Raw genomic sequence first — 14847 nt, 5'->3', positions numbered from 1 at the left:
CCCCGGTGCGGGGACGAATCTTTTGCTTGGCGGCTCGGCAAAAATCGGCATTGTGAGGCCATGACCGAGCAAAACGACACTCAAGAATCCCGGCAAGCGAAGGCGGGCGCGATCATCGTTCCCGTGACGCTGTTCGAACAGAACTGCACCATCATCTGGGACGAGCCTTCCAAGAAGGCCGTGGTGATCGATCCCGGCGGCGACGTGCCGAAGATCCTGGACGCGATCAAGCAGACCGGCGTCACCGTGGAGAAGATCTGGCTGACCCATGGTCATATCGACCACGTCGGCGGCGCGGCCGAGCTGCGCGATGCGCTCAAGGTGCCGATCGAGGGACCGCATGTCGCGGACAAGTTCCTGCTCGACAACGTCGTGGCGAGCGGCGCGCGCTTCGGCATGACCGGAGGACGCGATTTCACGCCCGACCGCTGGCTCGACGAGGGCGACAGCGTGTCGATCGGCGGCTTGCAGTTCGACATCCTGCATTGTCCAGGTCATTCACCCGGCAGCGTGGTGTTCTTCAACAATGATCTGCGGTTTGCCCATGTCGGCGACGTCCTGTTCGCCGGCTCGGTCGGACGCACCGACCTGCCCGGCGGCAGTCACGCCACGCTGATCAGTTCGATCAAGACGAAATTGCTGCCGCTCGGCGACGATGTCGGCTTCATCTGCGGCCACGGCGCCGGCTCGAGCATCGGCCAGGAGCGGATGACCAATCCGTTCATCACCGGCGAGATGTAGGCTTATTGCTCGCGCATGATCTAGTCGGAAAACCGCTTCACTCTTTACGCGAGCGCGGCCCTTCGGGTCCGGATCATGCGCTATTCGGCAGCCTCGGTGAGCACGGGCTCGCCGAGGTTTCGTTCACCCCATTCGCGGATCGCCGCGACGACGGGCACAAAACTCTTTCCTTTTCGCGTCAGGCGGTACTCGACCTTCGGCGGCACCTCGCCGAAATCCTTGCGGTCGATCAGGCCGCTCATCGTCAACGCCTTCAATTCGCGGCTGAGCACGCGCGGGGTGATCTCGGCGCTGCCTGACGCGCCGCGCAGCAAGCCGCTTCTGATCTCGCCGTAGCGGCGCGGGCCGTCCTTGAGATCCCAGACGATGCGCAGCTTGTATTTGCCGCTGATCATCTTCTGAAACGCCGCAACCGGACAGATGCGCGCGGGAGACGTCTTCGCCATGTCGTTTCCTCCATGTGGAAGATTCTTGTTTTGACGCGTTTTCTCTACGCGAACCGGTACCACTTCGCTCGAAAACGCTATGCGACGAGGATAGGAGCAACGGCAAAAAAGTCCATACTATCAATTTTGTCCATACTTGCGGGATCGCATGCAAGGCTCAGATGATGGCGCACAAGACGAACAGGGAGCGTCACATGAAGCACTTCATGATCAGATACGAGTTCAAGAACGGCACGACGGAGGAGTGGCACCGCGAGATCGGCCGCTTCATCAGGGCGATCGACGCCGATGCGGAGCTGAAGGGAAGGATCGGGTATCGTTGCCTGAAGCATCGCGACGACGGCAGCTATCTCCACTTCGCCAGCGTCGCCGACGATGCTGCGCAGAAAACGCTGCAATCGCGCGACTTCTTCAAGCACTACCAGGAGGTGACGCGGAAGGTCGCAGGCGGCGAGGTGACGGTGACGCCGGTCGAGGTGATCGATCAGACGGGGTAGCTTTTCGCGGAGCTGAATTGAAGCCGCCGCTACAAACTCCGCTGTCATCCCGGACAAGCGCAAGCGCAGATCCGGGATCCATAACCACGGGGAGATGTGGTTACGGGGACTCGGAGTCACCTCTTCGTGCCCAACTTTGTCCTGTGGCTATGGGTCCCGGATCGGCGCGCGCTTCAGGCGCGCTTGTCCGGGACGACAGCGGGGCTACTTCATCAGCCCCGCGGCCGTGAGCGCGCGCGTGATGATCTGGCCGAGGTCGAAGCCGCGCACCTTCTCGCCCTGCGGCTCGGCCGGCTCCGCGGCGACGAGGGTGCGGATCGAGCGGGCGAGATGCGGCGCGGGCGAGAGCGCCGGCTTCGCGGCAGGCTTCGTCGCGGACTTCGTCGTGGATTTGGCTTCCGCCTTCGTCGTCGCGGCGTCCGCAATCCAGCCGGTGAGGCCGAAGAACTTCGCGATGTGGTAGGACGAGGAGATGCCAGCCTCGATCAGGAAGGCGCCTTCAATGCCGTAGCGCTGATCGTTGTCGGCGAGCCCCAGCGGCGTGCCGTGCGCCATGTCGGTGATGGCATAGGACTCGACCAGCGTCTCGCCGTCCTTGTCCCACCAGGCCTGGCGCGGATAGCCGTCGACATTGGTCTCCGCCATCGGCAGTTCAGGCAGGCCATGCAGGTCGAGCCATTGCTTGACGATCTCGTTGGCATTGCCGGGATTGACGGTGCGGTCGGCGCTGCCGTGCCACACCGAGACCCTCGGCCAAGGGCCGCGATGGTCGGAGGCGCTGCGCACGAGATCGCCGAGCTCGCGCGAAGGGCGCGCCGGGGAATGAAACATGCCGTCGAGCGCCTCGCGCAAGTTCGAGGCGATGCCGTAAGGCAGCCCGGCAATGATCGCGCCGGCCGCGAAAACTTCCGGATAGGTCGCGAGCATCACCGAGGTCATGCCGCCGCCGGCCGACAGGCCGGTGATGAAGACGCGCCTGGGATCGATGCGATGCGTCTTCACCATGTGCGCGATCATCGCGCGGATCGAACGCGGCTCGCCGCTGTCCCGCGCGGTGTCCTCCGGATTGAACCAGTTGAAGCAGGTGTTGGCATTGTTGATGCGCTGCTGCTCGGGCATCAATAGCGCAAAGCCGTAATGTTGCGCGAGCGTCGACCAGCCCGCGCCGAGATCGTAAGCGGCCGCCGTTTGCCCGCAGCCATGCAGCACGACGACGAGCGCGCGCGGCCGCTGCAATTGCGCCGGCACGAACGCGAACATGCGCAAGGCGCCGGGATTGTCGCCGAAGCCGGTGACCTCCTGCAGCGGGCTAGATCCATCTGCACCACGGCCGGGCTCGGCGAAGCGCAGTCCGTCCAGCCGGGGCAGACGTCTCAAGAGGTCGATGTTTCGGGCTAACGACACGGCAAGTTCCTGGTGGGCGACGTTCAACGTCCAGCCCAACCAGATAGTTGCTGCGGCGCAAAATAAAAAGACCGTGCGCTGTCAATCTCGGGAAATTGGCTGAGAATCCGCAAGAATCCGCACGCATTAACCGCAACGTCGCAATCTCGTGCCGGTGCGCGGCGCATCCGCGCCGGAAATGGGGCGCCGATCATGACGAATGTCACAAATGACACGAGCGAGGCGAGGAATTCTGCGCGCGCTGATTGTGAGGCTTCGACGTGGAGGTGTCGAACGCGAATGAAGGGACCCGCCCAATCGCGCTGCGTGTCGTAATCGTGATGAAGCGCGAAGCGGGCGAGGACTACGCAACGTCTCGCTTGCCGCCGCGCATGCCTGCATTCCACCGCGCGGGACATCGCGTGATTGCGTTCGTGCCGTCAGGCACGTAGCCTGACACGACCAACAAACAGAAAATTCAGCCGGAGAGACCGCCATGGCGCGCCTGAAGTTCGGAGCCTTTCTTGCCCCGCATCACCCGATCGGGGAGCATCCGATGCTCCAGTTCCGGCGCGATCTCGACCTGGTCGAGCAGCTGGATGCGCTCGGCTATGATGAATTCTGGTGCGGCGAGCATCATTCCTCGGGCTGGGAGATGATCGCCTCGCCCGAGATGTTCCTGGCCGCGGCCGGCGAGCGCACCAAGCGGATCAAGCTCGGCACCGGCGTGGTGTCGCTGCCCTATCACCATCCCTTCAACGTCGCCCAGCGCATGGTGCAGCTCGACCACATGACCGGCGGCCGCGCCATTTTCGGCTCCGGACCGGGCGCGCTCGCCTCCGATGCGCACACGCTCGGCATCGATCCGATGACGCAGCGCGACCGTCAGGACGAGGCGATCGGCATCATCCGACGCCTTTTCAACGGCGAGCGCGTCACCGCCAGGAGCGACTGGTTCACGATGAACGACGCCGCGCTGCAGATCCTGCCCTTGCAGGAGGAGATGCCGTTCGTGGTGGCTTCGCAGATCTCGCCCTCTGGCATGACGCTGGCCGGAAAATACGGCATCGGCATCATCTCGCTGGGCTCGATGACGACGCAGGGCCTGATGTCGCTGCAGCAGCAATGGCAGTTCGCCGAGGATGCCGCCATGAAGCACGGAACCACAGTGCGTCGCGCCGACTGGCGCGTGCTCCTGACCTGGCACATCGCCGAGACGCGTGAACAAGCCCGCCGCGAGGCCGGCGCCGGCCTGATGCGCTGGCACAACGAATATAATGTCGGCACGCTGCAGCGGCCGGGCCTCACCGCGTTCTCCTCGCCCGACGAGGCCGTCGACAAGACCGCCTTCGTCGAGGGGGCCGCGTCCACGATCGGCACGCCCGACGATCTCGTCAAGACCATCAAGAACGTGATGCAGGTCTCCGGCGGCGTCGGCGCCATCATCGGCTTCGTGCACGACTGGGCCAATCCGGAAAACACCCGCCGGAGCTGGGACATGGTGGCGCGCTACGTCGTGCCGGAGATCAACGGCTATATCGACGGTCTTCGCAAGTCGCAGAAATTCGTGATCGAGAACCGCGCGATCTTCGAGCGCGCGGGTCAGGCCGTGATGGCCAAGATCATGGAAAATGAGAAGGCCGCCGAGGCGCTGAAGGTCACCGGCCCCGGCCGTGTCGCCATTCCCGCCGTCAACGCGCCGGATCTGCAGAAGGAAGCGGCGAAGCGTTAGGCACTCCACTCGTCGTCCCGGGGCGCGCGCAGCGCGAGCCCGGGACCCATAACCACAGGATGCGGATTTACGAAGACTCGGAGCTACCAGCCTCGCACCAAAACTCCTCCCTGTGGTTATGGGGTCCCCGCCTCCGCGGGGACGACGGCGGTGGGAGTGACGATTTTGTGCGCAAGACGACCGCAGCTCATCGCGCCCGGATCGTGCTATGTTTGCTGGGCTAGGCAATCGGAGCAATCGTCATGTCGATGCAGAATGTGGCCGCCCCTGCGCTTCCGTTCACTCCGCCCAGGCGCAACGAGCTGACCCACATTCCCGGCGACGAAGGCTGGCCGATCATCGGCAAGACCTTTCAGGTGCTCGCCGATCCCAAGGGCCATATCGAGGCGAACGGCGCCAAATACGGCCTGGTCTACCGCACGCACTTTTTCGGCGAGACCAATGTCGTGCTGCTCGGGCCCGAGGCCAACGAGCTCGTGCTGTTCGACCAGCAGAAGCTGTTCTCCTCGACCCATGGCTGGGACAAGGTGCTGGGGCTGTTGTTTCCGCGCGGATTGATGCTGCTGGATTTCGAGGAGCATCGCCTGCATCGCAAGGCGCTCTCGGTCGCGTTCAAGTCGGGACCGATGAAGTCCTATCTCGGCGATCTCGACCGGGGCATTTCCGCGCGCGTCGCGCAGTGGAAGGCGAAGCCGGGAGAGATGCAGCTTTATCCGGCGATGAAACAGCTCACGCTGGATCTCGCCGCGGCCTCCTTCCTCGGCGCCGATATCGGGCCCGAGGTCGACGAGATCAACCGCGCCTTCGTCGACATGGTGGCCGCCGCCGTCACCCCGATCCGCCGCCCCCTGCCCGGCACCCAGATGGCGCGAGGGGTGAAGGGACGCAAGCGCATCATCGCCTATTTCCGCGAGCAGATTCCGCTGCGGCGCGGCAATCACGGCGGCGACGATCTGTTCTCGCAGCTCTGCCGCGCCACCCATGAGAACGGCGCGCTGCTGTCGGACCAGGACATCATCGACCATATGAGCTTCCTGATGATGGCCGCGCACGACACGCTGACCTCGTCGCTGACCTCCTTCATCGGCGAGCTCGCCGCCAATCCGGACTGGCAGGACCGGCTGCGCGCGGAGGTGCTCGCGCTCGGCCTCGCCTCCGGCGCGCCGACCAGCTTCGACGATCTCGAGAAGATGCCGCTGACCGAGATGGCGTTCAAGGAAGCGCTGCGGCTCAAGCCGCCGGTGCCGTCGATGCCGCGCCGCGCGATGCGCGATTTCAGCTTCAAGGGTTTTGCGATCCCCGCCGGCACGGCGATCGGCATCAACCCGCTCTATACCCACCACATGAAGGAGATCTGGCCGGAGCCGGACCGCTTCGATCCCCTGCGCTTCACCGAGGAAGCCCAGCGTGGCCGCCACCGCTTCGCCTTCGTGCCGTTTGGCGGCGGCGCGCATATGTGCCTCGGCCTGCACTTCGCCTACATGCAGGCGAAATGCTTCGCGCGGCATTTCCTGGAGAATATCGAAGTGTCGCTCGCGCCAGGCTACAAGCCGGACTGGCAGATGTGGCCGATCCCGAAGCCGCGGGACGGGCTGCGGGTGAAGGTGAAGGCGGTGTAGCTTTTCGTGTCCCGGACGCCCGAAGCGCGAGCCGGGACCTAGATTGCCACAGGCAAGCTGCGGATGGATGGGCCCCCGGCTCTGCGGAGCGGCGCTTCGCGCCGCACCGCGTCCGGGGCACGAGACTATCCGCTACACCCCCTCGTCGAACGCCTTGCGCAGTAGAACTCGTAGGGTGGGCAAAGGCGCGGAGCGCCGTGCCCACGATTTGCCGCGACGGAAAGAATGGTGGGCACGCTTCGCTTTGCCCACCCTACTGCACCGTCATCTGCCGCCGCCTACGCCCCTTGATCGAACGCCTTGCGCAAAGCCACATAGCCCTGCTGCTGTTGACTCCAGTTGCGGCCGCCGGTCATGGCGCCGTCGACGACGAGGTCGTGGCCGTTGATGAAGCTGGATTCGTCGCTGGCCAGGAACACTGCGGCCTGGGCGATATCTTCAGGAAGACCCGCGCGGGGGATCGGCTGCGCGGTCTTGTAGACCTCGCGCATCACCGCCGGCGTCTTCTCGGCGGCATCGGTCGAGAGCCCCAGCGCCTTGCCGAAGATGCCGGTCGCGATCGCGCCGGGCGAGATCGAATTAACGCGAACATTGGATTCGCCGAGCTCCATCGCCACGCATTTGGTGAGATGGATCACCGCCGCCTTGGCCGCGCCATAGACCATTGACGACGAGAAGCCGGCGAGGCGGCCAGCAATGCTGCCATTGTTGATAATGCTGCCCCCGCCCTGCTTCTTCATGTAGAGCGCGGCGTGCTTCATGCCGAGCATGACGCTGCGCACCAGCGTCGCCATGGCCGCATCGGACCGCTCGACCTCGAGCCCTTCGATGCCGCCGGTCTGCGCCGGCCCGCCGGCATTATTGAACAGGCAATCGATCCTGCCGAACTTGTCGGCCGCGAGCGCGATCAGCGCCTGCATCTGCGCTTCGACGGTGACGTCGGTCTGACGGAAGATGCAGCTTTCCCCGAGCTGCTTCGCCAGCGCCTCGCCTTCCGGTACGCGTCGGCCTGCGATCACAATTTTGGCACCTTCGGCAACGAAGACTTCCGCAGTGCGCAATCCGATGCCGCTCGTCGCCCCCGTGATCACCGCAACCTTGCCGTCCAGCCTGCCCATGGAATGTTCCTGTTTTCGAGTGATTTGATGCCAAATGGCGAATGCCGGCCGCCGCCGTCGCCGCAGCGGTCACTATTCCTGCCCGCTTCCGACAAGGCAAGCTATGCTTCAAGGGGCGGCATGCGTAACATCCTCACGGGCCGCTCGATCGTCGAACGCCTATCGCAACCAGGCAGGGCATGAGGAAGCTGATCGAGGAGTTCCGCAAGGGCTGGCAGGGTGCGGCGCCGCCCTCGGTCGGTCTAAGCATCGGCTTTGCGGTGGTCTGCCTGTTGGCTGCAACCCTGGTCCGCTGGGGCCTCGCTCAGGTTCGTCCCGACATCTATTTCACGCCGTACTTCCCAGCCGTCTTCTTTGCTGCGGCCGTGGGCGGATTCCGGATCGGCATCGTGACGGCGCTCGTAGGCGGCGTGCTCGGCGTCGCGCTGAATTTCGGCGATGCGTTTGCCGATCGCGCGCGGTTTGTCCTGCTGGCGCTTTACTGGGCCGTGTGCGCGATCACCATCTGGGGTGTCGAGCACTATCGCACCATGCTGGCCGAGCAGCGCCGAATTTCCAGACGCCTGATCGAGGAAGAAGATTATCGCAAGCTGCTGGTCGAGGAGCTCCAGCATCGGCTGAAGAACAAGCTGTCGACAGTGCATGCCGTGGTGCACCAGGTGTTGCACGACCAGCCGCAGGTCTGGGCCCGGGTCGATCCGCGGCTGCGCTCGCTGGCTGCAACCGATGATTTGATCTCGCGGATCGACAAAGCCGGCTGCGACATCCGCGACCTTCTGATCTCCGAGCTCGGGCCTTACGGCCATGTCCGCTTCACGCTCAACGGCGAGCGGCTGTTCCTGCCGCCCAAGCTCGCGGTCACACTGTCATTGATGTTTCACGAGCTTGCCACCAATGCAGGCAAGTACGGCGCATTCTCCTCACCGCGCGGTCTGTTGCAGGTGTCATGGACCATCACCGACGACCGCCTGACGATCACCTGGGACGAAACCGAAGGACCGAGCGTGGACAAGGTGTCGGAGCCCGGCTTCGGCACCAAGCTCTTGAAGTCGGCACTGTCGGCCTTCGACGGCAAAACTGAGATCTCGTATCTGAAAACCGGGCTGCATTGCATCATGCAGTGTCGAATTCCACGAAGCGACGAGCGGTAAGGCTCAAGTGTCGCAACGTGGGAGGTGCGCTCCCTCCCCCGCTTGCGCAGGGCAATCGCATTTGGATTTTGCAGAGGTCGTCATGCCCGGGCTTGGCCCGGGCATCCACGTTCTTTGTGCCGCGTGAACGGCGTGGATGGCCGGGACAAGCCCGGCCATGACGCTGTGGAGCCAGCCGGTGCCCATAGCCACACCTGATCCTGCGTCAGACTCGAAAGCACTCCGATCGCAGTTTTTCATGCGGCGTTGACGCTCCGTTAATGACGATCGCCAGCGCGCGTCGGATCGTCGCAAGTTTTCTCCAAAACACCCCCGTATTTCTCCTGACCCCTTAACCAAACTTAAGAGGGAACCGCGGAAGATCGCGCCCATTGCAAAGGCGCGCTGAAACAACAAGATTCATGACTTCTATGAACGACAACCAATATTCCGGCGCGACTGAAGCGGAGCTCGGTTTTCTCAAGGAAATCGTTAGAATGCTGCCGGCCGGCCTCACCGTGCAGGACGCGCATGGCGAGCTGTTGCTGGTCAACGATGCCGCCGCCGCGCAGCTCGGCCTGGATGGCAGCCGTCCTTCACCCGATCTGACGCCGCGGCGCGAAGCCTGCCGCCAGGCCCTGAGCGACGGGCAGCCGGTCGTGACCGAGGAAGCGCTTCACGTCGGCGCTGCGCGAAAGGTGCTGCTCACGACCCATCGCCCCGTTCGTCTCGACGGACGCGAGCTGCTGATCTCGGCGTCCTCCGACATCACCGAGCAGAAGAATTTCGAGGACCAGCTGTTCCGCTCGGCCTATTTCGACGAGCTGACCGGGCTGCCCTCGCGCCGCGTGATCGAGCACCGCGCCAACGCCCTGCTCGCGCGCGACGACGGCGGCGGAGGCTTTGCGTTGGCCTTCCTCGACGTCGACAATTTCAAGCACATCAACGATTATTACGGCCACGCCGTGGGCGACGCGCTGCTGGTCGAGCTGTCGAAGCGGCTCGGACGGGACTTGCGCGATTCCGACATGCTCTCGCGCATCTCGGGGGACGAATTCCTGCTGCTGCTGTCACCGATCCAGAGCCAGGAGGAAGTCGCCGAATTCATGCAATCGACGCTGGAGCGGCTGACCGCGCCGTTCTTCATCGACCATTCGGAAGTATTCGCCTCGACCTCAGTCGGCATCAGCCTCTATCCCGACCATGGACGCAGCTTCGAGACGCTGCGGCAGAACGCGGACATCGCGATGTACCGCATCAAGAACAACGGCAAGGGACTGGCCGCGTTCTTCGACGCCAGCATGGAGCGCGAGGCTCAGGCGCGGATGAAGGTCGAGCAGTCGCTGCGGCTCGCCATCCTGGAAAAGCGCTTCTGCTGCGCCTTCCAGTCCAAGGTCGATATCCGAACGCAAGCGGTGAAGGGCATCGAGGCTTTGGTCCGCCTGCGCGACGACGAAGGCGTGATCCAGGCGCCCGGCTCGTTCATCGATCTTGCCAGTGAGCTCGGCCTGATCGACGAGCTGACCCATCTCGTGCTCGCCGAGATCGTCAAGTCGATCGACCTGATCAACGACACGTTCGGCCCGGAAGCGACCATCAGCATCAACGTCGCCGCCAAGCAGGCCGGCAATCCCGAGTTCATGCGCAGCTTTGCGCAGGCGCTGGAAGAGACCGGCTTTCCCCAGCGGTTCATGATCGAGGTGACGGAAGATGCTTTCGTCGCCAAGAATCATTTTCAGGACGAGATTCTGCCGATGTTCCGCAAGCTCGGCGTCGGCGTCTCCATCGACGATTTCGGCACGGGCTATTCCTCGCTCTCGGCGCTGGCCGACATCACCGCCGACGAGATCAAGATCGACCGCTCCTTCATCACCGACATTCATAAGCGCCCGCGCAGCCAGGGCATCCTGCGCGCGATCGAATCCTTGAGCGAGGCGCTCGGCATGACGGTGATCGCCGAAGGCCTCGAAACCTACGAGGAGCTGGCCTATCTGCAGGCGGCGACCAAGATCCGCTACGCACAGGGCTATTATTTCTCCCGGCCGATCTTCCTGGAGGAGCTGAAGCTCGCAACGCCCTCCTCGAGCGAGGCGCGGGTCAGCATGGCAAGCCGCCCGGCGCAACAGAACCGCCAGGGCTATTCGCGGGCGAGCGGGTACCGGCGGTAGGGGCGGCGCCGGCGCAACACATACCGCCGTCGTCCCGGGGCGCGCAAAGCGCGAGCCCGGGACCCATAACCACAAGACGTGGTTTGGCGCCGAGACGTCACTCCGAGTCCCCGTAGTCACATCTCCCTGGGGGTATGGGTCCCGGATCTGCGCTTCGCTTGTCCGGGACGACGGCTGAGTATGGGGCGCACCCCGATGCCGAATTCCCCCTTTGAAATCGCTGCACTTTTGCTAATACACGGGCGGACCTCCCCGAGGTATCTCATGCCTGCCGCCACCTCCTCGATCACCGATTCCGCCTATCTCCGTGCGCGCGCGATGGAGACGCTGTTCGAGCGGCTGGAGAAGCTCTGCGAGGGCGCGATTGCGATCGATCGCGGCGGGCGCGTCGTCTACGTCAACGAGAAATATCTTGCCGCGCTCGGTCTCGACCATGCCAGCGAGGCGATCGGCCGGTCGATCGAGGAGGTCATCCCGAACAGCCTGATGCGGAAGGTGGCCGAGACCGGCGAGCCGATCCTGCTCGACATTATGGAGCTCGGCGGCGAGCAGCTCGTCGTCACCCGAATGCCGATCGAGGACGAGGACGGGACGGTGATCGGCGCGATCGGGTTCGTGCTCTATGATCATCTCGAAAGCCTGAAGCCCCTGCTCGCCCGCGTCGCCCAGCTCGAGAGCGATCTGCGGCTGGCTCGGCGGCAATTGTCCAACGCCCGCGCGGCGCGCTTCACCTTCGCCGATTTCGTCGGCACGACGCCGGCGATCGCGCGCGCCAAGGAGATCGCCAGCCGCGCCGCGCGGCAGAGCGTCACGGTCCTGCTCACCGGCGAGACCGGAACGGGCAAGGAGATGCTGGCGCAGGCGATCCACAACGCCTCCTCGCGCGCCGACAAGCCGTTCGTCAGCGTCAACGTCGCCGCGATCCCCGAGACGCTGATCGAGTCGGAGTTCTTCGGCACTGCGCCGGGCGCCTATACCGGCGCCGACCGACGGGGACGCGAGGGCAAGTTCCGCATCGCCGACGGCGGCACGCTGTTTCTCGACGAGATCGGCGAGATGCCGCTGCAATTGCAGGCCAAGCTGCTGCGGGTGCTGCAGGAGCGCGAGATCGAGCCGCTCGGCTCGGACAAGATCACCAGGGTCGACGTCCGCGTCATCGCCGCGACCAATGTGGACCTGCGCAAGCGTGTCAGCGACGGCGCATTTCGCGCCGATCTCTACTACCGCCTCAACGTGCTTTCGGTCGACCTGCCGCCGCTGCGTCAGTGCCTCGACGATCTCCCCGACATTTGCGCCCGGCTGCTCGACGACATCAGCGCGTCGGGCGACTACGTCAAGGCGAAGATCACGCCGAGCGCGCTCGCCGCGCTCGCCCGTTACGATTGGCCGGGCAATGTCCGCGAGCTCCGCAACATCCTCGAGCGCGCGCTCATCCTCAGCGATTCCGGGCGGCTCACCGGCGAGGATGTCGCCCGCATTCTCCCCATCGGCACCGAGGTCAGGCTTGCACCGGCCGAGCGCCCGGCCGGATTGGTGGTACCCTATGCCGAAGCCGAGGCCGAGTTCGAGAAGCAGACGCTCGAACAGGCGCTCGCCGCCAGCAACGGCCAGATCACCGAGGCCGCCCGGATGCTGCGGATCTCGCGCGCGACCTTTTACAAGAAGCTCGCCAAGTTCGGCCTCGCCGCGGGATCGGCGCCCGTCTGAGTTTCGAGACACCGGACTGTCCGGAGTCTCGGATTCCGGACACCGCACCCGGCTGCTCTTCCGGGACAGATCGCAGGCAATTGCCGCAGATTTCAGCGGTTTTGCGCGACGTTGCAGGATCTGGCGCGGACCTTGCTCTCCGCTTTGCCGTCTTTCCTTCGCGAGGAGCAACCTGTTCCGGGGCAGCGCTTCGCGATAAGATCAAGCACAACAAGGCCTACGGTCCAGGGAGCGGGAGAAACGCCGTGAGCCATCATCCAGCTCTGCCTTACTTACGCAATTCCGAGAAGGGCAAGGTCGTCTCGGCGAATGAAGCCGTCATGCTGATCCGCGACGGCGACACGGTGGCAACTGGCGGCTTCGTCGGCATCGGCTTTGCCGAGGAGATCGCCGTCGCACTGGAGGAGCTCTATCTGTCCCACGAGGGCGATGCGCCCTATACGCAAGGCAAGCCGCGCAATCTGACGCTGGTCTATGCGGCCGGACAGGGCGACGGCAAGCAGCGCGGCCTCAATCATTTCGGACATGAAGGCCTGGTGCGGCGCGTGATCGGCGGGCATTGGGGCCTTGCGCCGAAACTGCAGCAGCTCGCGATTGCGAATCAGATCGAGGCCTACAACCTGCCGCAGGGCGTCATCACCCATCTGTTCCGCGATATCGCCGCGCACCGGCCCGGCCACATCACCCGCGTCGGCATGGGCACCTTCGTCGATCCCCGGCACGGCGGCGGCAAGCTGAACGCACGCACCACCGAAGACCTGGTGGAGCTGATCACGCTGCGCGGCGAGGAATGCCTGCTCTACAAGACGTTCCCGATCGATGTCGGGATCATCCGCGCCACCACCGGCGATCCCGACGGCAATCTCACCATGGAGAAGGAGGCCCTGACGCTGGAGGCGCTCGCCATCGCCATGGCGGCGCATAATTCCGGCGGCATCGTCATCGCCCAGGTCGAGCGTGTCGCCGAGGCCGGCAGCCTCAATCCGCGTCAAGTCAAGATTCCCGGCATCCTCGTCGACTGCGTGGTGGTGTCGAGGCCCGAGAACCACTGGCAGACTTTCGGCACGCAATACAATCCGGCTTTCTCGAGCGAGATCCGGGTCCGCGCCGCCTCGCTACCGGTGATGCCGATCGGCGAGCGCAAGATCATCGCCCGGCGCGCGGCGCTGGAGCTGAAGGCCAACAGCGTCGTCAATCTCGGCATCGGCATGCCCGAGGGGATCGCCTCGGTCGCCAATGAAGAGCGCATCATCGACCTCATCACGCTGACGGCGGAGCCGGGCGTGATCGGCGGCATCCCGGCGAGCGGCATCGATTTCGGCGCGGCGATCAACACGCAGGCGGTGATCGACCAGCCGTACCAGTTCGACTTCTACGACGGCGGCGGCCTCGATGCCGCATTCCTCGGCCTTGCCCAGGTCGACCGCGCCGGCAACCTCAATGTCAGCAAGTTCGGACCGAAGCTCGCCGGGGCCGGCGGCTTCATCAACATCAGCCAGAACGCCAAGGAAGTGATCTTCGTGGGCACATTCGGCGCCGGCAAGCAGCGCATCGCGGTGAAGGACGGCAAGCTCGTCATTCTGGACGAGGCCACGTCGCGCAAATTCGTCGAGAATGTCGAGCACGTCACCTTCAGCGGCCCGTTTGCCGCCGCGCGCAAGCAACGCACCCTTTACGTCACCGAGCGCTGCGTATTCGAGCTCCGGGAAGACGGGCTCGAGCTCGTCGAGGTCGCGCCCGGCATCGACATCGAGCGCGACATCCTGCGCCTGATGGATTTCAAGCCGCTGATCCCGCGCGACCCCGCACTGATGGACGCGCGCATCTTCGGGGACGGGCTGATGGATTTGCGCGAGCGCCTGCTCACCATCCCGCTCGACCAGCGCTTCACACTGGACGAGCAGCAGAACCTGTTCTTCGTCAATCTCGAGCGCTACCCGCTGCGAAGCAAGGCGGAGATCGACACCATCGCCGCCATCGTCGAGGCCCGCCTGGCGCCGCTCGGACGCCGCGTCTACGCCATCGTCAATTATGACAATTTTTCCATCCTGCCGGAACTGATGGACGATTATTCGGCCATGGTGCGCAGCCTCGTCGATCGCTTCTATTCCGGCGTGTCGCGCTACACGACGTCGGGTTTCCTGCGCATCAAGCTCGGCGAAGCCTTGGAGAAACGCGGCGTCGCGCCGCACATCTTTGAAAGCGCGGAGGAAGCGCAGTCGGACTGGCGCCAGATCGAGGCCGGCGCGGCGCGCAAAGAGAGCCAGGCCTAAAAATGATGCATGTTCACGCGCAAGCGCGCTCCG

Annotated in this window: 11 protein-coding genes; 8 read left to right on the top strand and 3 right to left on the bottom strand. The window is 64.3% G+C overall.

The window, feature by feature from the left end:
• Positions 1–60: 60 nt before the first annotated feature.
• Entirely contained in the window at positions 61–741 is a 681-nt protein-coding gene (locus ACM43_RS17635) for an MBL fold metallo-hydrolase (RefSeq protein WP_271541674.1), read from the top strand.
• A gap of 80 nt (positions 742–821) precedes the next feature.
• Here the strand turns inward: ACM43_RS17635 and ACM43_RS17630 are convergent, their stop codons facing one another.
• Positions 822–1187 (bottom strand): winged helix-turn-helix transcriptional regulator, encoded by a 366-nt coding sequence (locus ACM43_RS17630; RefSeq protein WP_271541672.1) that lies wholly within the window; start codon positions 1185–1187, stop codon positions 822–824.
• Positions 1188–1381: 194 nt separating this feature from the next.
• Here ACM43_RS17630 and ACM43_RS17625 point away from each other — a divergent pair, with 194 nt between their 5' ends.
• Entirely contained in the window at positions 1382–1684 is a 303-nt protein-coding gene (locus ACM43_RS17625) for a hypothetical protein (RefSeq protein WP_246732347.1), read from the top strand.
• Between the two features lie 204 nt (positions 1685–1888).
• Here the strand turns inward: ACM43_RS17625 and ACM43_RS17620 are convergent, their stop codons facing one another.
• Positions 1889–3088, bottom strand: coding sequence for an extracellular catalytic domain type 1 short-chain-length polyhydroxyalkanoate depolymerase (locus tag ACM43_RS17620; protein ID WP_271541668.1), 1200 nt, complete (start codon positions 3086–3088; stop codon positions 1889–1891).
• Between the two features lie 475 nt (positions 3089–3563).
• Here ACM43_RS17620 and ACM43_RS17615 point away from each other — a divergent pair, with 475 nt between their 5' ends.
• Together ACM43_RS17615 and ACM43_RS17610 are read left to right on the top strand one after the other, a co-directional pair.
• Positions 3564–4799 (top strand): LLM class flavin-dependent oxidoreductase, encoded by a 1236-nt coding sequence (locus tag ACM43_RS17615; protein ID WP_271541666.1) that lies wholly within the window; start codon positions 3564–3566, stop codon positions 4797–4799.
• Positions 4800–5041: 242 nt separating this feature from the next.
• Positions 5042–6418, top strand: coding sequence for a cytochrome P450 (locus tag ACM43_RS17610; RefSeq protein WP_271541664.1), 1377 nt, complete (start codon positions 5042–5044; stop codon positions 6416–6418).
• A 278-nt stretch (positions 6419–6696) separates the two neighbouring features.
• Here the strand turns inward: ACM43_RS17610 and ACM43_RS17605 are convergent, their stop codons facing one another.
• Complete coding sequence (locus tag ACM43_RS17605; protein ID WP_271541662.1) at positions 6697–7536, bottom strand: SDR family NAD(P)-dependent oxidoreductase; 840 nt, start codon at positions 7534–7536, stop codon at positions 6697–6699.
• 179 nt (positions 7537–7715) lie between these two features.
• Between ACM43_RS17605 and ACM43_RS17600 the strand changes: the two genes are divergently transcribed.
• The 4 genes from ACM43_RS17600 to ACM43_RS17585 all read left to right on the top strand — a co-directional run bounded on the left by ACM43_RS17600 (position 7716) and on the right by ACM43_RS17585 (position 14814).
• Positions 7716–8687, top strand: coding sequence for a sensor histidine kinase (locus ACM43_RS17600; RefSeq protein ID WP_157285324.1), 972 nt, complete (start codon positions 7716–7718; stop codon positions 8685–8687).
• Between the two features lie 410 nt (positions 8688–9097).
• Positions 9098–10834 (top strand): putative bifunctional diguanylate cyclase/phosphodiesterase, encoded by a 1737-nt coding sequence (locus tag ACM43_RS17595; protein ID WP_271541840.1) that lies wholly within the window; start codon positions 9098–9100, stop codon positions 10832–10834.
• 264 nt (positions 10835–11098) lie between these two features.
• Complete coding sequence (locus ACM43_RS17590; RefSeq protein ID WP_271541660.1) at positions 11099–12541, top strand: sigma-54 interaction domain-containing protein; 1443 nt, start codon at positions 11099–11101, stop codon at positions 12539–12541.
• A gap of 245 nt (positions 12542–12786) precedes the next feature.
• Positions 12787–14814, top strand: coding sequence for an acyl CoA:acetate/3-ketoacid CoA transferase (locus tag ACM43_RS17585; RefSeq protein WP_271541657.1), 2028 nt, complete (start codon positions 12787–12789; stop codon positions 14812–14814).
• The last annotated feature ends 33 nt before the right edge of the window (positions 14815–14847 follow it).

The sequence above is a fragment of the Bradyrhizobium sp. CCBAU 45321 genome (assembly GCF_028128975.1).
In the GTDB taxonomy this organism is placed as follows: domain Bacteria; phylum Pseudomonadota; class Alphaproteobacteria; order Rhizobiales; family Xanthobacteraceae; genus Bradyrhizobium; species Bradyrhizobium yuanmingense.
The sequence above is the reverse complement of the archived record's forward strand: the minus strand, read 5'-3'. Positions and strand labels throughout refer to the sequence as shown.